This is a genomic window from Aliiroseovarius sp. PrR006 (genome assembly GCF_010500215.1).
In the GTDB taxonomy this organism is placed as follows: Bacteria; Pseudomonadota; Alphaproteobacteria; order Rhodobacterales; family Rhodobacteraceae; genus Aliiroseovarius.
This window is the reverse complement of record NZ_JAAGOY010000004.1, coordinates 405443-424725: the sequence shown is the minus strand read 5'-3', so window position 1 is coordinate 424725 and position 19283 is coordinate 405443. Positions and strand designations below refer to the sequence as shown.

At 58.1% G+C, this 19283-nt stretch carries 25 protein-coding genes; 11 read left to right on the top strand and 14 right to left on the bottom strand.

The window, feature by feature from the left end; all coding sequences use genetic code 11:
- The first annotated feature begins 106 nt into the window (after positions 1 to 106).
- A complete protein-coding gene (locus tag G0Q00_RS02130; protein ID WP_163035939.1) occupies positions 107 to 1480 on the top strand; it encodes a class II 3-deoxy-7-phosphoheptulonate synthase in 1374 nt (457 codons plus the stop codon).
- Between the two features lie 105 nt (positions 1481 to 1585).
- Here G0Q00_RS02130 and G0Q00_RS02125 read toward each other — a convergent pair whose 3' ends face one another.
- A complete protein-coding gene (locus G0Q00_RS02125) occupies positions 1586 to 2464 on the bottom strand; it encodes a PAS domain-containing protein (RefSeq protein ID WP_163035937.1) in 879 nt (292 codons plus the stop codon).
- A 106-nt stretch (positions 2465 to 2570) separates the two neighbouring features.
- Here G0Q00_RS02125 and G0Q00_RS02120 point away from each other — a divergent pair, with 106 nt between their 5' ends.
- The 4 genes from G0Q00_RS02120 (at position 2571) to G0Q00_RS02105 (ending at position 5080) form a co-directional block, all read left to right on the top strand.
- Positions 2571 to 3464, top strand: coding sequence for a YicC/YloC family endoribonuclease (locus G0Q00_RS02120; protein WP_163035935.1), 894 nt, complete (start codon positions 2571 to 2573; stop codon positions 3462 to 3464).
- Positions 3465 to 3468: 4 nt separating this feature from the next.
- Positions 3469 to 4134, top strand: coding sequence for a guanylate kinase (gmk, locus tag G0Q00_RS02115; RefSeq protein ID WP_163035933.1), 666 nt, complete (start codon positions 3469 to 3471; stop codon positions 4132 to 4134).
- A complete protein-coding gene (locus tag G0Q00_RS02110) occupies positions 4131 to 4655 on the top strand; it encodes a gamma carbonic anhydrase family protein (RefSeq protein ID WP_163035931.1) in 525 nt (174 codons plus the stop codon). The genes gmk and G0Q00_RS02110 overlap by 4 nt, the downstream gene beginning before the upstream one ends.
- Before the next feature lie 260 nt (positions 4656 to 4915).
- Positions 4916 to 5080: a hypothetical protein gene (locus tag G0Q00_RS02105; protein WP_163035929.1), complete on the top strand. Its 165-nt coding sequence runs from the start codon at positions 4916 to 4918 to the stop codon at positions 5078 to 5080.
- Positions 5081 to 5208: 128 nt separating this feature from the next.
- Here G0Q00_RS02105 and G0Q00_RS02100 read toward each other — a convergent pair whose 3' ends face one another.
- Positions 5209 to 5754 (bottom strand): peroxiredoxin, encoded by a 546-nt coding sequence (locus G0Q00_RS02100; RefSeq protein ID WP_163035927.1) that lies wholly within the window; start codon positions 5752 to 5754, stop codon positions 5209 to 5211.
- A gap of 231 nt (positions 5755 to 5985) precedes the next feature.
- Between G0Q00_RS02100 and lipA the strand changes: the two genes are divergently transcribed.
- On the top strand, positions 5986 to 6936 hold the full coding sequence (lipA, locus tag G0Q00_RS02095; RefSeq protein ID WP_163035926.1) for a lipoyl synthase: 951 nt from the start codon (positions 5986 to 5988) through the stop codon (positions 6934 to 6936).
- An 11-nt stretch (positions 6937 to 6947) separates the two neighbouring features.
- On the opposite strand, the gene G0Q00_RS15785 is transcribed toward lipA, so the two are convergent.
- Both G0Q00_RS15785 and hpt read right to left on the bottom strand, forming a co-directional pair.
- On the bottom strand, positions 6948 to 7118 hold the full coding sequence (locus tag G0Q00_RS15785) for a hypothetical protein (RefSeq protein WP_203564882.1): 171 nt from the start codon (positions 7116 to 7118) through the stop codon (positions 6948 to 6950).
- Between the two features lie 3 nt (positions 7119 to 7121).
- Positions 7122 to 7679, bottom strand: coding sequence for a hypoxanthine phosphoribosyltransferase (gene hpt / locus G0Q00_RS02090; RefSeq protein WP_163035924.1), 558 nt, complete (start codon positions 7677 to 7679; stop codon positions 7122 to 7124).
- A gap of 69 nt (positions 7680 to 7748) precedes the next feature.
- On the opposite strand from hpt, the gene G0Q00_RS02085 reads away from it, so the two are divergent.
- Positions 7749 to 8198, top strand: a complete 450-nt coding sequence (locus G0Q00_RS02085; protein WP_163035922.1) for a type II toxin-antitoxin system RatA family toxin — start codon at positions 7749 to 7751, stop codon at positions 8196 to 8198.
- On the opposite strand, the gene G0Q00_RS02080 is transcribed toward G0Q00_RS02085, so the two are convergent.
- Genes G0Q00_RS02080 through G0Q00_RS02065 form a run of 4 tightly spaced genes read right to left on the bottom strand, consistent with a single transcriptional unit; the run spans position 8199 to position 11213 of the window.
- Positions 8199 to 8561: a DUF1304 domain-containing protein gene (locus G0Q00_RS02080; RefSeq protein ID WP_163035920.1), complete on the bottom strand. Its 363-nt coding sequence runs from the start codon at positions 8559 to 8561 to the stop codon at positions 8199 to 8201. It abuts the gene before it with no gap.
- A gap of 3 nt (positions 8562 to 8564) precedes the next feature.
- Positions 8565 to 9503, bottom strand: coding sequence for a site-specific tyrosine recombinase XerD (locus tag G0Q00_RS02075; RefSeq protein ID WP_163035918.1), 939 nt, complete (start codon positions 9501 to 9503; stop codon positions 8565 to 8567).
- The gene (locus G0Q00_RS02070; protein ID WP_163035916.1) at positions 9500 to 11086 is read right to left on the bottom strand and encodes a hypothetical protein; all 1587 of its coding nucleotides are present in this window, start codon (positions 11084 to 11086) and stop codon (positions 9500 to 9502) included. Before G0Q00_RS02070 ends, G0Q00_RS02075 begins: the two co-directional genes overlap by 4 nt.
- Positions 11076 to 11213 (bottom strand): hypothetical protein, encoded by a 138-nt coding sequence (locus G0Q00_RS02065; RefSeq protein WP_163035374.1) that lies wholly within the window; start codon positions 11211 to 11213, stop codon positions 11076 to 11078. The genes G0Q00_RS02070 and G0Q00_RS02065 overlap by 11 nt, the downstream gene beginning before the upstream one ends.
- A 115-nt stretch (positions 11214 to 11328) precedes the next feature.
- Between G0Q00_RS02065 and G0Q00_RS02060 the strand changes: the two genes are divergently transcribed.
- Together G0Q00_RS02060 and aroB are read left to right on the top strand one after the other, a co-directional pair.
- Positions 11329 to 11880 (top strand): shikimate kinase, encoded by a 552-nt coding sequence (locus G0Q00_RS02060; protein WP_163035914.1) that lies wholly within the window; start codon positions 11329 to 11331, stop codon positions 11878 to 11880.
- Positions 11877 to 12986, top strand: coding sequence for a 3-dehydroquinate synthase (gene aroB, locus G0Q00_RS02055; protein WP_163035912.1), 1110 nt, complete (start codon positions 11877 to 11879; stop codon positions 12984 to 12986). The genes G0Q00_RS02060 and aroB overlap by 4 nt, the downstream gene beginning before the upstream one ends.
- A gap of 8 nt (positions 12987 to 12994) precedes the next feature.
- Here the strand turns inward: aroB and G0Q00_RS02050 are convergent, their stop codons facing one another.
- Entirely contained in the window at positions 12995 to 14065 is a 1071-nt protein-coding gene (locus G0Q00_RS02050; RefSeq protein ID WP_163035910.1) for a site-2 protease family protein, read from the bottom strand.
- Positions 14066 to 14101: 36 nt separating this feature from the next.
- Positions 14102 to 14617, bottom strand: coding sequence for a single-stranded DNA-binding protein (gene ssb, locus G0Q00_RS02045; RefSeq protein WP_163035908.1), 516 nt, complete (start codon positions 14615 to 14617; stop codon positions 14102 to 14104).
- Positions 14618 to 14869: 252 nt separating this feature from the next.
- Between ssb and G0Q00_RS02040 the strand changes: the two genes are divergently transcribed.
- Positions 14870 to 15406, top strand: a complete 537-nt coding sequence (locus G0Q00_RS02040; RefSeq protein ID WP_239058303.1) for a lytic transglycosylase domain-containing protein — start codon at positions 14870 to 14872, stop codon at positions 15404 to 15406.
- Here the strand turns inward: G0Q00_RS02040 and G0Q00_RS02035 are convergent.
- The 4 genes from G0Q00_RS02035 to miaA all read right to left on the bottom strand — a co-directional run bounded on the left by G0Q00_RS02035 (position 15403) and on the right by miaA (position 18296).
- Complete coding sequence (locus tag G0Q00_RS02035) at positions 15403 to 15756, bottom strand: antibiotic biosynthesis monooxygenase (RefSeq protein ID WP_163035904.1); 354 nt, start codon at positions 15754 to 15756, stop codon at positions 15403 to 15405. The genes G0Q00_RS02040 and G0Q00_RS02035 overlap by 4 nt on opposite strands.
- A 65-nt stretch (positions 15757 to 15821) precedes the next feature.
- Positions 15822 to 16364, bottom strand: coding sequence for a VOC family protein (locus G0Q00_RS02030; RefSeq protein ID WP_163035902.1), 543 nt, complete (start codon positions 16362 to 16364; stop codon positions 15822 to 15824).
- A gap of 91 nt (positions 16365 to 16455) precedes the next feature.
- On the bottom strand, positions 16456 to 17262 hold the full coding sequence (locus tag G0Q00_RS02025) for an AraC family transcriptional regulator (RefSeq protein WP_163035900.1): 807 nt from the start codon (positions 17260 to 17262) through the stop codon (positions 16456 to 16458).
- 149 nt (positions 17263 to 17411) lie between these two features.
- On the bottom strand, positions 17412 to 18296 hold the full coding sequence (miaA, locus tag G0Q00_RS02020) for a tRNA (adenosine(37)-N6)-dimethylallyltransferase MiaA (RefSeq protein ID WP_163038241.1): 885 nt from the start codon (positions 18294 to 18296) through the stop codon (positions 17412 to 17414).
- A 137-nt stretch (positions 18297 to 18433) separates the two neighbouring features.
- Between miaA and pyrH the strand changes: the two genes are divergently transcribed.
- Complete coding sequence (gene pyrH / locus G0Q00_RS02015) at positions 18434 to 19186, top strand: UMP kinase (RefSeq protein ID WP_163035898.1); 753 nt, start codon at positions 18434 to 18436, stop codon at positions 19184 to 19186.
- Positions 19187 to 19283: the final 97 nt, after the last annotated feature.

The following is a 19283-nucleotide window of genomic DNA, read 5'->3' as shown; positions in this document are numbered from 1 at the left end:
CGTCATATTACTGTTTCGCAACTCTGTTTGCACGTTAACGTCGGACAGGATAAAAGAGGCGTCGCCCCGTATCGTGGGCGAAGACAGATAGTTAACGGAGAAAACCATGACGGAGTGGGACAAGTCGACCTGGCGCAACAAGCCAAGGGTACAGATGCCAGACTATACTGATCCGGCCGCACTGGCCGAGGTCGAGGCGCAACTTGCAAAGTATCCGCCCTTGGTTTTTGCCGGCGAGGCCATGCGCCTGCGCGAAGAGCTGGGCCGTGCCTCGCGTGGTGAAGCGTTCCTGCTGCAAGGCGGTGACTGCGCTGAAAGCTTCGCCGATTTCTCGGCTGATGGCATTCGTGACACGTTCAAAGTCATGCTGCAGATGGCGATGGTGCTGACCTTTGGTGCCAAGGTGCCCGTTGTCAAAGTGGGGCGTATGGCTGGCCAGTTCGCCAAACCGCGCTCGGCCCCTACCGAAACCCTGGATGGTGTTGAACTGCCCAGCTACCGCGGTGACATCATCAACGAGCTGGATTTCACCTCGGACGCCCGCATCCCGGATCCGCAGAAGATGCTGCAGGCCTATACGCAGTCCGCTGCAACGCTGAACCTGCTGCGCGCGTTCTCGACCGGTGGTCTGGCAGACGTGCATCAGGTGCACAAATGGACGCTGGATTTCACCGCCTCGGGCGAGGCTGAAAAGTATCGCGCGATGGCCGAGCGTATTCAGGACAGCTTGGACTTTATGCAATCTGCTGGCGTAACTGCAGATCGTATGCACACGCTGCAAACGGTGGATTTCTACACCTCTCATGAAAGCCTGCTGCTGGAATATGAAGAGGCGCTGACCCGTCTGGACGCCACCACCGGCAAGACGGTTGCAGGCTCTGGCCACATGCTGTGGATCGGCGACCGTACCCGTCAGCCGGACGGCGCGCATGTTGAATTCCTGCGTGGCGTGATCAACCCGATTGGCCTGAAATGTGGCCCGACCACCACTGCCGAAGATCTGAAGATCCTGCTTGAAAAACTGAACCCAGAAAACGAAGCGGGCCGTCTGACCCTGATCGCACGCTTTGGTGCCGGCAAAGTTGGTGAACACCTGCCGCGTCTGATCAAGACCGTGCAGGAAGAAGGCGCCAACGTGGTCTGGTCCTGTGATCCGATGCACGGCAACACGATCAAGTCGGCCTCGGGGTATAAAACCCGTCCGTTCGACAGCGTGCTGAAAGAAGTGCAAGAGTTCTTCGCCGTGCACAAGGCCGAGGGCTCGGTCCCCGGTGGCGTGCATTTCGAGATGACCGGCTCGGACGTGACCGAGTGCACGGGCGGCGTACGTGCCGTGACCGACGAAGATTTGTCGGATCGCTATCACACCGCCTGCGACCCGCGCCTGAATGCCAGCCAGTCGCTGGAACTGGCCTTCCTGGTGGCCGAAGAGTTGTCGGCCCGTCGCAACGGGGATGCTCTGGCCGCCAAAGCCAGCTAAGCGTTAGCATAGGTCGAAAAAGTAAACGCCCCGGCAATGTCGCCGGGGCGTTTCTATTTGCCCGAAGCAGTGCAGAACGCCCCTTGCTCCCACATACAGGCAAAATTAGTTGGACGTCACCAGTTTCAGATGTGCCTGTTGTCCTGATTTCCCCGCATCAGGCTGGTCCAATTCCGTGCGCATGTCAAAATGACGTTGTGCTTCGACGAAGCTTCGAAATGTGTCGTCACCGCCGGGAACGGGCTCGCGATAAACATGTCCCATATGCAATCCCGGATTGGCGCCCAGGCGCAGATCCAATGCTTCGCGCGATCGTGCTGCCGCAGCCTTTTCTTCATCATAGGCAGTCTGAGGCTTTGACATCGACGCTAACGCGTCATTCTTGACCACGATGGCTGAGGTTTCGACGGATTGGATCGAAAACCGATGCGGACCGCTTTTTAGTGCGCCATCCACCTGTAACGCGCCCAGAACACGTGTGACCTGGCCATCCTCATCACGCAAAGGCAGCATCACCATCTGCGCCTCAACGGGTTTTCGGAAAGCGCCGCCGGCGGCGGCCAAATACAGGGTGATTTGTGCGGGCATATCGAAAAGCGCTTCAAGCGCGCGGTGCAATTCGTTGCGGGCATCGGCCTCGAAAAAGACCGAGATCGGCATCCCGCGGACCTCCATGTTCAGAACGTCATTCAGATGCTGCCCTGCCAGCCGAATGCGGGCCAGCCCCGGTGCGATCTTTTCAAGGATAAAGGCTTCGTGCAGCGCACCCGCCATTCCACGGGGATCAACCTCTTGCCGGGTGGGGCAAAGACGTCCGTTGCGCAGCCCGTGCCAATAGGCTTTAACCTGTGCGATCGCAGGATAGGTTTTGCCCTGCCGGGCCGATAACAGCGAGACAACATTCCCGTTACGCAGATACTCGATTTTCATCTCTTTGTTCCCGGCGACCTGGCCCCGGATGGGATCTGTCTGATCCTTGTCCATTCGGTGACCGTTTGTTAACGAATACGTAGGTAATGCTTACCGATACCTTAATATGCCATATTCTGATCGAATTTGGCGGAAAATCTTATCAAATGGTTAACCACTCATGATTTACTCGATGACCGGATATGCCAGCGCAACTGGTGAACTGAACGGATTTACCTGGGTTTGGGACCTGCGATCGGTGAATGCACGCGGGCTGGATATCCGACTGCGGCTACCAGACGGACTTGATGGCGTCGAGGACACGCTGCGTAAGGCGCTGAAGCAAAAGATCGCGCGTGGGAACGTGTCTGTGACGTTGCGAGTCTCGCATCCTGACGATGACGGGCAATATGCCGTGAACCCCGAGCGGTTGGGGCAGGCGGTGTCTCACCTTTTGTCGATCGCCGCCGAGGCCGAGATGCGTGGACTGGCAGTCTCGCCCGTATCGGCAGCAGATATCGCGCAGCTGCGTGGCGTGATCGAGGTGCGGGCAGCGGATGCAGACAGTCGTGCGCCACTGATTGACGCATTGAAAGAACAGATCCCCAGTTTGGTCGACGACTTCGTGGCCTCGCGTCAGGAAGAAGGGCAGGCACTGTCCGACATCCTGTCGGGGCAGGTGGAGCAAGTAGAGGTGCTGGTCGGGCAGGCTGAGGCGTTGCTGGAAGAGCGCAGCCAGGCACAAGCGGACGGGCTTCGCGATGCGCTGGCCCGGATCATGGACGCGACAGACGGGGCCAACCCCGACCGCGTGGCGCAAGAACTTGCCCTGATTGCCGTGAAAACCGATGTGCGCGAAGAATTGGACCGTTTGCGCGCCCATATCACCGTTGCCCGGTCGCATCTGACCGCTGGGGACCCCGCTGGCCGCAAGCTTGATTTCCTGATGCAAGAATTCAATCGCGAAGCCAACACGTTGTGTTCAAAAGCACAATTTAACGAACTGACCCGAGTGGGTCTTGACCTGAAGCATGTGATTGATCAGATGCGCGAGCAAGTTCAGAACGTGGAGTAACCCCATGAGTGCCGCCGAAAACAACCCGGAAAACCGTCGCGGTCTTCTAATCATCCTGTCTTCGCCCTCGGGCGCAGGAAAATCGACCTTGGCCAAGCGGCTGATGGACTGGGACCCGACGCTCAGCTTCTCGGTCTCGGCCACGACGCGCGCGCCGCGCGAGGGCGAAGTCGACGGCAAGGATTACCACTTCGTTGAAGAAGGGAAGTTCAAGGACATGGTGATCAAAGGCGAGATGCTGGAGCACGCCCACGTCTTTGGCAATTTCTATGGTTCGCCCGCAGAACCGGTGCGCCGCGCGATCGAAAGCGGCAAGGATGTGTTGTTTGACGTGGACTGGCAGGGTGAAGTGCAGATCCGCAATTCTTCGATGGCGTCGCATTCCCTGTCGATCTTCATCCTTCCGCCCTCGATCACTGAACTGCGGTCCCGTCTGGTTGGACGTGGACAAGACAGCGACGAGGTAATCCAGAAACGGATGCAGAAAAGCTGGGACGAGATCAGCCACTGGGGCAGCTATGACTATGTGCTGGTGAATGACGATCTTGAGGCGACGGCGCAAAAGCTAATTACCATCGTCGAAGCCACCCGCCAGCGTCGAAACCAGCAGCCCAGCTTGTTGGATCACGTACGCAAGCTGCAAGCCGAGTTTGAGGAGGGAGACGCATGATCTACGAACTGGACGGGATCGCCCCGGAAATCGCCGAAGACGCGTTCATCGCACCGGATGCTAACCTGATCGGCAAGGTGCAAATCGATTCGAAAGCCTCGGTCTGGTTCGGGTCGACCCTGCGCGGCGACAACGAGCTGATCCATGTGGGTGCGGGCACGAACGTGCAGGAAAACAGCGTCTTTCATACCGATATGGGTTTTCCGCTGACCATCGGCCAGAACGTCACCGTGGGCCACAAAGTGCTACTGCACGGTTGCACCATCGGAGACGGCAGCCTGATCGGCATGAATGCCACCGTGATGAACGGCGCGGTGATCGGCAAAAACTGCCTAATCGGGGCAGGGGCGCTGGTGACCGAGGGCAAGGTGATCCCTGACGGCTCGATGGTTCTGGGCGCACCGGGCAAAGTGGTGCGCGAGCTGGATGACGCGGCGATCAAGGGGCTCGAAGCCTCGGCGCTGGGATATCAGGCGAATGCGGCGCGGTTCTTGAAGGGCTTGCGGGCACTAGACGCCTAGATCTGTTGTTCCTGCGTTTGGCTGAACGGGAAATTTGGCGCGACATTGATGCGCTTTTGCCCGAGGCCGCACAGCTTGGAAAGCAATCAGTCTTACCCGGTATCTCCTCACGTCAAAATGTGGGAATTTTGATTAAAAGGTTAATTCGTGTTAATTTAAACGCTCGTTGGGGCAATTAAGCCCTTCGAATTCCTTTGTCGTTTTCGGGTGAACATTAGAGTTTGATATCCGACCACCCCGACAAAGAAGGGGAGAAACACATGAAGAAATCTGTACTAATAGCCTTTGTTATTGCCTCCGTTGCATCAGGTGCACTTGCAGCAGGTAAGCCCAACGAGAATGGGCGTCCCGGAACTGATGGAACCGACAACCCCGGCGCAATTATCGGGGACGAATGTAAGGGGCCAAAACGCACCTGCGGCTAAGATGGTCTCTTTTCGGTCTTACACCGAACTCTGATGTGCACAGCCGACGTGTAGAGATAGTTTGCTCTATCACCACAAAAAAAGGGCCGCTCGATTGAGCGACCCTTCCTGATTTTTGCGGCAATCGCTTACGCGACGGCTTCTTTGGCTTCTTTCAGCCATGCCAGAACGGTTTCCGGCGCGCTTTCGCCATAGGGGTCTTCACCGTGGTTGTCTGTGCGGCCGGGCTCTTCGAACCATGCTTCTACAACACCGTCGTTGATGACAGCAGCATAGCGCCACGAGCGGGCGCCGAAGCCCAAATTGTCTTTCTGGACCAGCATGCCCATCAAGCGGGTGAACTCGCCCGAGCCATCGGGGATGACTTTGACGTTTTCCAGTTCTTGGTTGCGGGCCCAGGCGTTCATGACGAAGCTGTCGTTGACCGACATGCAGTAGATCTCGTCGATGCCTTCCGCGGCGAAATCGGCAAAGCCGTTCTCGTAGCCGGGCAGCTGATAGGTCGAGCAGGTCGGGGTGAACGCGCCGGGCAGCGAGAACAGAACAACGCGCTTGCCTTTGAAGTAATCGTCCGAGGTCATGTCCTGCCAGCGGAACGGGTTCGGGCCTTCGATACTCTCATCACGAACGCGGGTGCGGAAGGTGATGTTGGGGACGTTAACGCCTGCTTTCATTGGATAAATCCTTTACTGTCTAAGCGCGTGGCTGGGAATCGCTTCGCGCGTTAAGGGAAGGATTAGAACGATTCCAAATGACGCTCAACGGGGATTTTCTGCAGCGCGACAATTTGCTCGACCCCTGCTTTCGGCTATGCGCGTGATGCATATCAGAAAAGCAGGCTTTCAAGGTGACTTGGGGGCATGGGGCGCTTATATAGGTCAGAACTACTGGCCCGGAGGAAAGCCATGCGTGATCTGAAAATCCCTGAAAGCCGCCACCCCGAAAAGGCGCATCGCAAGGATAACGCTCAGCCCAAGAAACCCAGCTGGATCCGTGTGAAGGCACCCGGCGGCAAGGGCTATGCCGAGACGCATAAGATCATGCGCGAGAACAATCTGGTCACCGTCTGTGAAGAGGCGGGCTGCCCGAATGCCGGTGAATGCTGGAGCCAAGGCCACGCCACCATGATGATCATGGGCGAGATCTGTACGCGTGGCTGTACCTTCTGCAACGTTGCTACCGGTAAGCCGGATGACTTGGACGCGTTCGAACCGGGTCGCGTGGCGCATGCGGTCAAGAAACTGGGTTTGAACCACGTTGTAATCACGTCCGTGGACCGCGACGACCTGAAGGATGGCGGGGCAGAGCACTTTGCCCAGACCATCCGCGCCGTGCGTCACCAGTCGCCCGAGACGACGATCGAAATCCTGACACCTGACTTCCTGAAATGCGAGGATAGCGTGCTGGAAACCGTCGTTGAGGCGCGTCCTGACGTATTCAACCACAACCTTGAGACTGTTCCGGGCCTCTATCCTCAGGTGCGTCCCGGCGCGCGCTATTTCCACTCGCTCCGCCTGCTTCAGCGTGTGAAAGAGCTGGATCCCTCGATGTTTACAAAGTCAGGCATCATGGTTGGTCTGGGCGAAGATCGACAGTCTGTCATGCAGATCATGGATGATATGCGTGCCGCAGATATCGATTTTCTGACCATCGGGCAGTATCTGCAGCCGACGCCGAAACACCATGCGGTCGAACGGTTCGTGCATCCCGACGAGTTCAAGGATTACGAGACGGCGGCCTACGGAAAAGGCTTCCTGATGGTCTCGGCCACACCGCTGACGCGCTCGTCCTATCACGCGGGCGATGACTTTGAACGTCTGCGAAAAGCACGCGAAGAAAGCCTTGCAAAATCTTGATATTTTAGGGTTTATGGCCTTTTGACGCGCTCGACTTTCATCCAGTCGGGCGCGCCGAAGAAGTATTCATACGCGAACAAAGCCAAACAGATCGCAATCACGACAAACACAAGCGCCACCCGTTTGTCCGAGGGCGGATTACGCGCCCATTTTGACATCCTGAGAAGCCAAAGCGGGTTCATGACTTAGCTCTCGCCGTCTTGGGTGTCCAAGAAGCGCACTTTGCCGATATGGGGTAGGTTACGATTGCGTTGGGCATAGTCGATGCCATAGCCCACAACGAACTCGTCAGGGATCTCGAATCCGGTCCAATCGGCCTTCACATCGACCTCGCGCCGGGACGGTTTGTCCAGAAGCGCGATGGTGCGCAGCTTGCGCGGGCCTTTCGCATGCAACAGCTTGATCACATGCTGCAGCGTAAAGCCGGTATCGACGATATCTTCAACCACCAGAACGTCGCGCCCGGCGATCTCGCCACGCAAATCCTTGAGAATACGAACTTCTCGGCTGCTTTCGGTAGAGTTGCCGTAGGATGACGCCTCTAGAAAATCGACTTCGACGGGCAGATCCAGCTCGCGTACAACATCGGCGATGAAGACGAACGATCCCCTAAGTAACCCAACAACAATCAATTTGTCGGTACCATCGAACTCGTCGTGGATTTCTTTCGACAGTTCTTCCACCCGCGCGGCGATTTGCTTGGCCGAGATGAGCGTATCAATGACATATGGTCGCTGAACCATTGCTTCCCCCTTGATTCTCGTCTGCATTCCTAAGACATGTGCGTCTGACAGAGAAGGAAAAAGCCCAATATGCCCACTCATGGCGAAAAACGCGTGATGCCGTATACGGCCGAACAGATGTACGATCTGGTGGCGGATGTTGGTCGATATCCCGAGTTTTTGCCGTGGAATTCAGCTGCGCGGGTACGCCGGGTGGTGCCGATAGCGGACGGACGGAAGCTGATGGAGGCGGATCTTGTGATCAGCTTCAAGGTTTTCCGTGAACGCTTTACCAGCCGCGTGACCTTGGATCAGGCGGGGTGCCGGATTGATACGGAATATCTGGATGGACCGTTCAAGTACCTGAAATCCTTCTGGATCTTCAACGATCACCCGCAGGGCTGCGAGGTCGAATTCTTTGTGGATTTCGAATTCAAAAGCCCAATGCTGCAAAAGGTGATCGGCCTTGTCTTCAACGAGGCCATGCACCGGATCGTGGCAGCATTCGAAAAGCGCGCCAAGGCGCTCTACGACGGCTGATCAACTGATCAAAAGGGCCGCGATGGTGATCAGGGCGGGCAAGGCTTGCACCTGAAAGATCTTTTTGGACGCGGTCGCTGCGCCGAATATGCCGGCGACGGCAACACAGGCCAGAAAGAACAGCGCGACATTCTGCGCCCAATCGGGATCGGAAATCAGGCGCGACCAGATCAGGCCAGCGGCCAGAAAACCGTTATAAAGGCCTTGATTGGCCGCCATGGCCTTCGTTGACGCAAACAGATCGCGTGGGAAGCTGCGAAACACCTTCGGGCCGCGGCTTTCCCAGGCGAACATCTCGAACCAGAGGATATAGAGGTGTAGCGCTGCGATCAGTAAGATCAGCACAGTTACCAGAACACTCATGACCTAGTCCTTCTCGGCAAGCGGGTGGTGGGTAAAGACCAGCTCGCGCAGGCGTTCTTCCAGAACATGCGTATAGATTTCGGTGGTGGCAAGATCCGCGTGTCCTAGAAGGGCCTGTATTGACCTGAGGTCAGCGCCATGGGCCAGTAGATGCGTCGCGAACGCGTGGCGCAACCGGTGCGGTGTGACGTCCTTAGGCGACACGCCGGCGGCGACCGCGATGTCTTTGATGATCGCGTAAAACCGGTGCCGGGTTAAATGCCCGGACGCACCTGACGACGGGAACAGGTAGGGCGAGGGTTTGGCCCCTTTTTCGGTCCGCGCGGTGTTTTCAGCGTCGACCCGGGATTCCAGCCAGTCAGACACAGCAGTGCGTGCCTCGGTCGACAGGGGCACAAGGCGTTCTTTATCTCCTTTGCCACGGATCAGCAGAAGCTGAGGATCACCACGCGCGGCAGCGACGGGCAGCGAGACAAGCTCGCTCACGCGCATCCCCGTGGCATAAAGAAGCTCCATCAAACAGATATTGCGCAGCCGATCCGCATCAGTGCGGCCCACGTCGCGTGTGGCCCTCAGAAGCGCTTCGACTTGGTCCTCGGACAGGGTTTTGGGCAGGGATTTCATCTGCCCCGGCCCGCGAATTTTTAAGGCGGGATTGTCCGTGCGCCAACCCTCTTCATAGGCAAAACGGAACAGTTGCTTGATCGAGGACAGCCTGCGCGCACGGGTTGAGGCGGCCAATCCTTGCACGTCACAATCCACCAGATAGGCCTCAATATCTGCGCGCGACAGATCGTCGAAACGCGCGGATGTTTCCTCAATGAATTCCGTAAAGGCCTTCAGATCGCGCCCATAGGCCAGCCGCGTGTTTTCTGATGCCCCAAGCTCGGCCGCTTGCGCATCCAGAAAGGCCGAGATCCAGCGCGCGTGGTTGGGAGTCATCCGCGCCTCTCGAGGATCAGAACCTCAAGGGCCGCCTGACGCGCAACCCGTTCCAACCCGATCTGACGGAAGAACGCCAGCGCATCCGCAATCTCGTCCAGATTGCCATGAGTGCCGCTTTCATAGAGCGCGATGGCGCGCAGGATCGCCTCGCCCATGCGGTTGCTGTCCATCAGAGACTTAAAGCGCACCGGGATATCGCGCGCGTTCAGCCCCTCAACCACTGCCCGCGATGTGGCGTTGTAACCCGTCTCAGATTCCGTGTTGCCCAAGGCGATTGCCGTCAGCAGGGCTTCTTTCCCTCCATCGCCGCGAGTTGGCCATGACGTTGCAAACTCTTCGCTTTTTGACGACAGCAGACCCAGCGACAGCGCAACGTTTCGGGCGTCTCGATCTTGCGGAATGTTCGATATCAGGCGCTCTCCGAACAACTGTGCGAAGGGGACTTCCAACGCGGCGTCCTCGATCTGCGGCCACAGGGCCGTCAACGATGCGCTCAGCGCAGCCTCGTTCCCACTGTTCAGGCTTTGCTCCAATCGGCGCACGGTCTGCATGCGATCCCAGATCCCACCCGAGGCTGCAGGTCGGCGTTCCGTGTAAAGTCCAAGCAGTTGATTTGGCGTAGCAGCGCCCACACGGGCCAGACGCTCGGCCGCTTCGGCGCGGGCTTTCCAACCGATATTGGCGCGTAGATCTGCCTGCGCAAACGCCAAGGGCAGGTTTCCGGTCGGAATATGCTCCCCGATCGCCTCGAACATGCGGAAGGTTAGGGGGGTCAGGTCTGGCGGCCTGCGCAAGGGCGGCTCGCCTTCGAACAGATCAGGATCAAGGAAACGGGCCAAAAGCGGGTCCTCGAAATCCGAGATATACCCAAGCGCCCGCCCCGTTTCGAGCGTCAGGACCGCAGCGTCCCAATCCCCTGATCGCGCCAAGCAGAAGACACGCGCGGTAAAGGTCGGACTGAGGTCAGGCGAGTTCGTTAGGATATCGCAAAAGCGATCCTCGGACCCCAAAAGCAATGCGGTATCGAACCCACGGCGAAACACGCGCGGATTGGTGGTGCCGGCCCGATTTAAAAGGGCTTCGGCCTGATCCAGTGCGCCGATGGACAAAAGCCGATCAACCCGCGCCATGAACAGGCGATCATCCCCTGTGCGCGCCCCTTTGGGTGGATTCAGTTCGGCCAAAAGCAGTGTGTTCAGTAGCTCTTGCATCGCAGGATACAGGTACAAAGGCATGCTTGTGATGCGTCGCGCCAGATCATCTGGACGAGATACCCCCCACAAATCGCGCGAAAACCCCGTGGTCGCGCTGGACAGCAGTCCAACGGCATCCAACACCGGGGTTTCCAGCAGGCTCATGGTGACTTGCGCGACGGAAGCGCCGGTCGTCACATCGGGCTCATTTGGGTCCGGAGGAAGTACGGCACTGTCGATGGACGGGGGCGGTAGTGCCACGCTATCCGAAAGCCAGCCGATCGCCGACATGGGCGCGCCATGCGACGTTTGCGCCTGCACCAATCCCGCGGACAGAGCGAAAACCGCGCCTAAAATCGCGGCCTTACAAGGACCGTTAACCGCCATTCAGCGTCACAGTGGTGCTTTGCGGCGCGCTGGGGGGGGACATATCGCCCAGATAGGCATAGCCAGACAGCCCAATCACGCCCAGAATTGCCAGAAAGAACGCAAGCTTGATCAAGCGGATCAGCATAGAGGATCACCTATTTTCTGCCTCGGTCTTCGTTTTGCTGATTTTATAACTGGTATTTCCGACAAGATCACGCCATTCAGGAAAGAAATCTGAATTTGGGCAAGTGGGCGCCGCTTTGGCATTCAAATTAAAGAAATCCATCGTCATGGTGGGCATGATGGGAGCGGGGAAAACCGCCGTCGGGCAGGCGCTGGCCACCCGTCTCGAGGTTCCGTTTCTGGACAGCGACGAAGAGATCGTGCGCGCGGCGAATATGTCGATCGCCGAGATCTTCGAACGCGACGGAGAGGCGTTTTTTCGCGACCGCGAGACCGAGGTGATAGGGCGTCTTCTGGACGGTCCGCGGGCAATTCTGTCGACCGGCGGCGGGGCCTTTATGGCCGAACGTAATCGCACGATGATCAGCGACCGGGGCGTCTCGCTTCTGCTGCGCGCGGATCTGGAATTGCTGTGGAACCGGGTCAAACACAAAGATACGCGTCCTTTGCTGCGCACCCCCGATCCAAAGGCCACGCTAACCGAAATTTACGAGGCCCGCGTGCCCGTTTACGAGCTGGCAGATGTAGCTGTGGACGCTCATCCTGACTATACCATCGCGCAGATGACCGAGGCGGTAATCGAGGTTCTGAAGACCCGCCCGGATGTGCTTGAGGAGATCCCCGCATGACCACCGTTCACGTCCCCTTGGATGATCGCGCCTATGACGTCCGCATTGCGCCGGGATTGATTGCGCGTGCCGGGGCCGAGATCGCCCCCTTGTTGCCGCGTCCGAAGGTCTGGATCGTGACGGAAGAAACCGTTGCAGGGCTGCATCTGGAGGCTTTGAAAACCGGGTTGTCGGCCGAGGGGATCGCGTCGGAGGCGCTGATCCTGCCGCCCGGGGAAAGCACAAAAAGTTGGCCCTATCTGATGCAAACCGTCGAATGGCTGCTCGAGCAGAAAGTCGAGCGCAAAGACGTCGTGCTGGCCTTTGGCGGTGGCGTGATCGGAGACCTCGTGGGCTTTGCCGCCGCGATCCTGCGCCGTGGCGTGCGCTTCGTGCAGCTGCCGACGTCCCTGCTGGCGCAGGTCGACAGCTCGGTTGGCGGCAAGACCGGGATCAACGCACCACAGGGCAAGAACCTGATTGGTGCGTTCCATCAGCCCTCGCTTGTTCTGGCGGATATCGACGTGCTGGGCACGCTGAAGCCGCGTGATTTTCTGGCAGGATATGGCGAGGTTGTGAAATACGGCGGTCTTGGCGATGCGTCCTTCTTTGATTGGCTCGAGGTCAACGGCCCCGCGCTGGCGGCGGGCGATTTGGCACTGCGGGAAGAGGCCGTGCGTTGGTCAGTGCAGATGAAAGCCGACATCGTCGTACGGGATGAGACCGAGCAAGGCGACCGCGCGCTTTTGAACCTTGGCCACACCTTTGGTCACGCGCTTGAAGCCGCGACTGGATATTCCGACCGTCTGTTGCATGGCGAAGGCGTTGCCATTGGCTGTGCACTGGCGTTTGAAACCTCGGCCCGGTTGGGATTGCTCAGTCAGGAAAGCCCCTCGCGCTTCCGCGAACATCTGGCAGCGATGGGCATGAAGAAAGACATCCGTGACATTCAAGGGGATCTGCCCGATGCTGATGGTCTGATCGCCCTCATGGCGCAGGACAAGAAGGTGGTTCAGGGCAAGCTACGCTTTATTCTGGCCCGGTCGATTGGCGATGCTTTCGTGGCCGATGACGTTGACATGGGCGTGGTCAAAGACGTGCTGACCGAGGCGCTGGCAGACGCCTAGGCCTCGGGCTACTTGCGCGCGTTGGCGATCACCATCAGCTCACCCACATTTTCGCGGGTGATATAACCCAAAAGATGCCCTTCGGAATCCAGAACCGCCACCGTGGGTGCGGTCCCCATCCGCTCCAACACCAACTCAAGCCCGTCAGTCAAAGCAGCCGCTGGAACGCTTTTCATCACATCGCCGACACGGGTGTCCGAGGCACCCTCGGCCATCGCGTGAAAAAGGGCCTCGCGGGTCAGGAACCCGGCCAGATGGCCTTCGATATCGAGTACCGGAAACTCGTGCTGCGTGGTGCGGATCAACGTGGTTGCGGCAAGCGCGATGGGATCTTCAGGACGAAGGCTTTCATATTCAGTGATCATCGCATCGCGGGCCATCAGCTTGCGGGCCACGTCGCGCATGGCGACGTCTGCGCTTTCGCCCCCCGCCGCGACGAAGATAAAGCCTGCGATCAGAACCAACATCAGGTTGCCGGACATAAGACCCGTCAGCGCCATTAGAAAGGCCACAAATTGCCCCGCGCCGGCGGCGATGCGGGTGGCCCTGACGCGGTCGGTAAACATCGACAGAACTGCGCGCAGCACCCGTCCGCCATCCATCGGGAAGGCCGGAACCATGTTGAAGACGGCGAGGATCAGGTTCAGTGTCGCAAGCTGTGAGGGCAGGGTGGACGGCGTGATCGCCATGCCGGTCAACTGTTCGGTCTCGGTCGGGGCACCGATCAGCAGCGTCAGAACCGCCCAGATCACCACGTTTACGGCGGGTCCGGCCAAGGCCACCAAGATTTCCTGCCGCGGGTTTTCGGGCATGCGTTCCAGCCGCGCCAACCCACCGATGGGCAGAAGCGTCACGTCGGGCGTGCGAATGCCAAACCGGCGCGCCATCAGGGCGTGGCCGAACTCGTGCGCCACGACGCAGGCAAAGAGCAGAAGAACGAAGACGATGGTCCAAAGCGCCGCCTCGGGCCCTTGTTCAGACCAAGTCGAGGCGCCAATGAAGGCCAGCAGCAGAAAAAAGGTCACATGGACGCGCAGCTGCGAGCCAAAGAGGCGCCCGATGGGAAATGACCATGACATCGTGCGCCTCCTTGTTTTGTGTGTATTCTGTGTGTCTTAGAACGGGATTTCGTCGTCGAAACCGCCGCCAGCCGGGGCTGAACCGCCCCCACCTTGACCGCCGCCACCAAAGCCACCGCCCTGATTGCCGCCACCGTAACCTCCGCCAGCGCCGCCACCATAGCCGCCGCCACCTTGGCCACCACCGCCTTGGCCACCGCTGCGACCATCCAGCATGGTCAGCGTGCCGTTGAACCCTTGTAGCACAACTTCGGTCGAGTAGCGGTCGTTGCCGGATTGGTCTTGCCACTTGCGGGTTTGCAGTTGACCTTCGACATAGACCTTCGAGCCCTTGCGGAGGAACTGCTCACATACGCGCACCAGACCTTCCGAGAAGACCGACACGGTGTGCCATTCGGTCTTTTCGCGACGCTCGCCAGTGTTGCGGTCTTTCCAGGTTTCCGAGGTTGCAATGCGCAGGTTGCACACTTTGCCACCGTTCTGGAAGGTCCGTACCTCGGGATCTGCACCCAGATTACCAATAAGCATGACCTTGTTAAGCGAACCTGCCATCCTGCGTCCTTTCGATTCTAGATTGGGCCATATGGTTACACCATATACGGGCAAGAGAAACGTGATTTCTGTCAGGCGAAACTGCGAGTGCGCTTAGTTTTGCGCGATTGGTCGCACGGCACTTCCCAGACGGACATCCAGCACCTATATTGGCATCGTATTCAAGCTGGGGGCGGAGCATTGCGCCAAAGAGTTTTTACCATTGCTGGGCTAAGCATTGTTGCAGTCCTCGCTATGGAAGCGCCACAAAATATGGCGACAGCAGAGAGTCTGTTTGGCAGTTCGGGCGGGCGCAGCACCTTCAAGTCTCAGGTGGGTGTGCTGGATACGCGGGCGGCCCAGCAGTATTCAAACTCGATCAAGCTGACACCAAACGCCCCGACAACGCCAACGAGCTATGGCATTCCCAGTTATTCGGGGAACTATAAAGGCCAGTTCTTACCGATCGCGCAAGCAGCTGCCCGACAGCATGGGATTCCCGAGGATCTGTTTTTGCGTCTGGTGCAGCAGGAAAGCGGTTGGAATCCCAAGGCAAAAAGCCACGCAGGCGCTATCGGGCTTGCGCAGTTGATGCCGTTTACCGCCCGAAAACTTGGCGTAGACCCATGGAATCCAACGCAAAACCTAGAAGGCGGCGCACGTTATCTGCGTCAGCAATATGACAGGTTCCGCTCGTGGCGCCTTGCCCTTGCAGCCTATAATGCGGGTCCCGAGGCGGTCGCCAAATACAATGGCGTTCCGCCCTACAAAGAAACTCAAGGTTACGTGAAAGCCATTCTCGGCAGCTAGATATCTCGTCCTTCAGGTCCGGAATAGGCGCGTTCGACCTTTGCGACGCGCAGGTGATACTGCGCGTACCACCGTGTCTTCCCAAGTTTTTGCGCCATCAGATGAGCAACATCCGCTTTCCACGCGGAAATCGCGGACTCGTCTCGCCAATAGGACACGGTGATCCCAACCCCGAACGCATCACGCGTGCTTTCGACGCCGATATAGCCGTCCTGCTGTTCAGCCAGTTCAACCATCTTGTCAGCCATCTGTTCATAGCCTTGCACCGTCGATGTCAGTTGATTGGTGAAAATCACCGCGTAATAGGGCGGCTCGGGTAGGGGGGCGAAACGGATTTCGTCAAAAGACATGGGCGCATCCTTTCAAAGATACGCCCATGCATAAATCAATCGAAGCTTTACGTCAGCCCTATCACTTAGACGTCTGACAGTTCTTTCTTATGCAGCCATTCTGCGTGCTTGGGCGCGCGTTTGGTTTCCGACCATTCGTTCAGCATGTCCCATTTCACTTCGTCCATGCGCTTCAGCATGGCTTCTTCCTCGGGATCGGGGCAGGCCAGCTCAACGCGGTGTCCGTTTGGATCGAAGAAATAGATCGAATGGAAGATCGAGTGATCGGTCACGCCCAGAACATCGACGCCATTGGCTTCTAGATGCTCTTTGAATTCAATCAGTTCCGCGCGATCCTTCACCTTGAATGCAATGTGTTGCACCCAGATTGGCGTGTTCGGGTCACGGCCCATTTCCGGCTTGGTGGGCAGCTCGAAAAACGCCAATACGTTCGCGTTCCCAGCGTCCAAGAACACGTGCATATACGGGTCAGGCTCGTGGGTTGACGGCACATGGTTTTCGGCAATGGCCAAAATGAAATCCATGTTCAACATTTTACCGTACCATTCGACGGTCTCTTTCGCGTCCTTGCAACGATACGCGACGTGGTGAATCTGTTCGATTTTCATGGGCGTCCTCCTATTGACGGTGGATATACACAACATTCATTTCATTTGCAACGATTACTGTGTGAAAGACCAACGAAGGGCAGGGCGCTGCTTACCCCCGTTTACGGAAGGCTGAAGGTGTCTGTCCGGTTTGCTTCTGAAAGGACCTTGTAAAGTAAGCCGCCGAGGTAAAGCCAAGTGATGCCGCGATGTCTTTGATCGGCACGCGGGTTTCAGTCAGCAAACGCCGCGCTTCATAAGTCACGCGGTCCTGCAAAATGACCGAGGCCGGACGCCCGCAGGCATTATTGCATACGCGCGATAGGTGTGTGGGTGTGATGCCAAGCTCAGCCGCATAATCCCGCACGGTTTTCGCGCTGTGGAAATCCTGTTCGACAAGCGCGGTGAAGGCATTGACCAGTCTCTGCCCGGATTTGTGCTTCACTTCATCCTCGTCCAGCGCCTCTAGTTGGCGATCCAACCAAACCGAGATCAGCCCGGCATGACACATCATGGCACGGCTGGCCCGCGCGGTGCCCTTTTCCATCTCGCGCTGCAGGTTGTCGACAAGGTTGCTGAGTTCGATCTGCCGGTCTGCATCGCGCAAGCGCAAATGAACGGAATCTCGTGGAAGCCCAAGTTGAACTTCACTGTCTTGCGGAAACACGATGATCGTTCCAGCGACCTGACTGCTCATCTCGAACCCGTGCATGGTACCAGCAGGAAGAAAGATGCAGTTATGCGGACCGTAGCCAGAGGTCACGCCATTGATGGTTATGCGCCCCTGCCCACGCGTAAACCACAACAGGACCGGTGCACCGTAAGATCGCATCGCCTCGGTGCGCCATCGACCGCCGACGCCCAGACGGGCAATTGGCAGGGCACGAAACGAGGAATCCGGGTGGGTCGTATCAGTCATAAGAACACAATCACAGCAGCCAGTAGAATTACCTTACCGCTCAATCGCTAGCTTACTCTGTTCGACCTGTCTCAGTATTTTTGACAGTTTACAACTTTTCCACAGGGTTTTCCACAAGAGTAGAAATCAGCCTGTGGATAAGTCGGATGTCAGCGATCCGTCCCAAGGGGAATCACTTGCCAGTTCCGCATCCGCTTGCGGAACCAGGTGCGTTGGCGTTTGGCGTATTGCTGGCTTGCGATGATGGCCGCTTCGCGCGCTTCGTCTAGGGACGTCTTGCCTTGTAGATGGGCGATCAGCTCTGGCGCACCGATGGCTTTGGAGGAGGGCGCTTTGGGATCCCAAGTGGCGAGGCTTCGACGAGCTTCCTCTAGCGCGCCTTCGCTCAACATGATGTCGAAGCGCCGTTCTATTCGGTCGCGTAGCCAATCGCGCTCGGCGTCCAGATGGAAGGCGCACGTAGACGAGAGGGGTAAAAGCGGCGGCGGGGTGTCGTCCTGCCAACTGGCCAGTCCACGACCGGTGGTGTGCTGCACCTCCCATGCACGGGCGACGCGGGCGGGGTTTCTTGTGTCGATACGGGCCAATGTGTCCGAGTCCAGATCGGCCAGTAGGGCAGGCAAACCGCCTTCGGCAAAACGAGCCTCGCCCTCTTTGCGGATAGCGGGTGGGGTCAGAGGGATGTCAGCCAGGCCCTCGGTCAGTGCGGTCAGATTCAAGCCTGTTCCACCCACAATAATGGGACGTTGAGTGCCTTGCAGGATCGGCCCAACTTCGCGCAGCCAATGCCCCACGGAATAGTCCTGATCCCCCGGAATATGCCCATACAGAAGATGCGGCGCGCGGGCCTCATCCTCCGGTGACGGACGCGCGGTCACCACGCGCCAGTTTTCAAACACCTGCAGCGCATCGGCGTTCACGATCACCCCGCCCGAGGCTTCCGCGATGGCCAATGCCAGCGCAGACTTGCCCGACGCGGTCGCGCCAGCGATCAGGACCGGCTGATCGGGCCCCACCTGACGGGCCAGTTCCATGATGCTGTCTTGCGCGGTCGACACGTGCTGTAGTCCTTACTTTTTTGAGGCCCGGGGCGGATCGCTCATTGATCATCCGGCCCTAATCGGTCAAATTGCCGGGCAACACAATCACGACAATCAGAGAGTGGCAACAGATGAGTGATCAGGCCCAGACCACGGCAGAGGGTGAAATCCCGGAGCCGACCTATAAACGTGTCATGCTGAAAATCTCGGGCGAGGCCCTGATGGGCGACCAGGGGTTCGGCCTGAACCCGCCGACGGTCGAACGCATCGCCCGCGAAGTGAAAACGGTGCACGACATGGGCGTCGAGATCTGCATGGTGATCGGCGGCGGCAACATTTTCCGTGGGCTTCAGGGCTCGGCGCAGGGGATGGAACGCACCACGGCAGACTATATGGGGATGCTGGCCACGGTGATGAATGCGCTGGCGATGCAATCCGCACTGGAAGGTCTAGGTGTGTTTACCCGCGTGATCTCGGCCATTCCGATGGATCAGGTTTGTGAGCCCTACATTCGCCGCCGCGCAGTACGCCACCTTGAGAAAAAGCGTGTCTGCATCTTCGCCGCCGGCACCGGCAATCCTTACTTCACCACGGACACCGCCGCCACGCTGCGCGCCAACGAAATGGCATGCGAAGCCATTTTCAAGGGCACGAAAGTAGATGGCGTATACGATAAGGACCCGGTCAAGAACGACGACGCCGTCCGTTATGACACCGTGTCTTATGACGATGTGCTAGCCAAGCGTTTGGGCGTCATGGACGCCTCGGCCATCGCACTGGCCCGCGACAACAACCTGCCGATCATCGTGTTTTCGCTGGATGAACCGGGTGGGTTCCGTGGTATTCTGGACGGGCAGGGTACCTACACACGCGTAGGGGGCTAACCGCGCATAAGGGCGGATTATTGCCCATAAATTAATCTTTGCCACCGCTGGTAGAGCCTGATCTATACAATTGGGGGGCGGTGGCGTTATACCGGGC

Bases quoted from the DNA above. Each gene is read 5' to 3' on its own strand.
- ssb (WP_163035908.1), bottom strand. From the start codon at position 14,617: ATGGCAGGTTCGCTTAACAAGGTCATGCTTATTGGTAATCTGGGTGCA.
- G0Q00_RS02085 (WP_163035922.1), top strand. From the start codon at position 7,749: ATGCCCACTCATGGCGAAAAACGCGTGATGCCGTATACGGCCGAACAG.
- pyrH (WP_163035898.1), top strand. From the start codon at position 18,434: ATGAGTGATCAGGCCCAGACCACGGCAGAGGGTGAAATCCCGGAGCCG.
- G0Q00_RS02030 (WP_163035902.1), bottom strand. From the start codon at position 16,364: ATGAAAATCGAACAGATTCACCACGTCGCGTATCGTTGCAAGGACGCG.
- G0Q00_RS02130 (WP_163035939.1), top strand. From the start codon at position 107: ATGACGGAGTGGGACAAGTCGACCTGGCGCAACAAGCCAAGGGTACAG.
- G0Q00_RS02050 (WP_163035910.1), bottom strand. From the start codon at position 14,065: ATGTCATGGTCATTTCCCATCGGGCGCCTCTTTGGCTCGCAGCTGCGC.
- aroB (WP_163035912.1), top strand. From the start codon at position 11,877: ATGACCACCGTTCACGTCCCCTTGGATGATCGCGCCTATGACGTCCGC.
- lipA (WP_163035926.1), top strand. From the start codon at position 5,986: ATGCGTGATCTGAAAATCCCTGAAAGCCGCCACCCCGAAAAGGCGCAT.
- G0Q00_RS15785 (WP_203564882.1), bottom strand. From the start codon at position 7,118: ATGAACCCGCTTTGGCTTCTCAGGATGTCAAAATGGGCGCGTAATCCG.
- hpt (WP_163035924.1), bottom strand. From the start codon at position 7,679: ATGGTTCAGCGACCATATGTCATTGATACGCTCATCTCGGCCAAGCAA.
- G0Q00_RS02105 (WP_163035929.1), top strand. From the start codon at position 4,916: ATGAAGAAATCTGTACTAATAGCCTTTGTTATTGCCTCCGTTGCATCA.
- G0Q00_RS02075 (WP_163035918.1), bottom strand. From the start codon at position 9,503: ATGACTCCCAACCACGCGCGCTGGATCTCGGCCTTTCTGGATGCGCAA.
- G0Q00_RS02120 (WP_163035935.1), top strand. From the start codon at position 2,571: ATGATTTACTCGATGACCGGATATGCCAGCGCAACTGGTGAACTGAAC.
- G0Q00_RS02040 (WP_239058303.1), top strand. From the start codon at position 14,870: ATGGCGACAGCAGAGAGTCTGTTTGGCAGTTCGGGCGGGCGCAGCACC.
- miaA (WP_163038241.1), bottom strand. From the start codon at position 18,296: ATGGAACTGGCCCGTCAGGTGGGGCCCGATCAGCCGGTCCTGATCGCT.
- G0Q00_RS02080 (WP_163035920.1), bottom strand. From the start codon at position 8,561: ATGAGTGTTCTGGTAACTGTGCTGATCTTACTGATCGCAGCGCTACAC.
- G0Q00_RS02125 (WP_163035937.1), bottom strand. From the start codon at position 2,464: ATGGACAAGGATCAGACAGATCCCATCCGGGGCCAGGTCGCCGGGAAC.
- gmk (WP_163035933.1), top strand. From the start codon at position 3,469: ATGAGTGCCGCCGAAAACAACCCGGAAAACCGTCGCGGTCTTCTAATC.
- G0Q00_RS02065 (WP_163035374.1), bottom strand. From the start codon at position 11,213: ATGCTGATCCGCTTGATCAAGCTTGCGTTCTTTCTGGCAATTCTGGGC.
- G0Q00_RS02035 (WP_163035904.1), bottom strand. From the start codon at position 15,756: ATGTCTTTTGACGAAATCCGTTTCGCCCCCCTACCCGAGCCGCCCTAT.
- G0Q00_RS02110 (WP_163035931.1), top strand. From the start codon at position 4,131: ATGATCTACGAACTGGACGGGATCGCCCCGGAAATCGCCGAAGACGCG.
- G0Q00_RS02025 (WP_163035900.1), bottom strand. From the start codon at position 17,262: ATGACTGATACGACCCACCCGGATTCCTCGTTTCGTGCCCTGCCAATT.
- G0Q00_RS02100 (WP_163035927.1), bottom strand. From the start codon at position 5,754: ATGAAAGCAGGCGTTAACGTCCCCAACATCACCTTCCGCACCCGCGTT.
- G0Q00_RS02070 (WP_163035916.1), bottom strand. From the start codon at position 11,086: ATGGCGGTTAACGGTCCTTGTAAGGCCGCGATTTTAGGCGCGGTTTTC.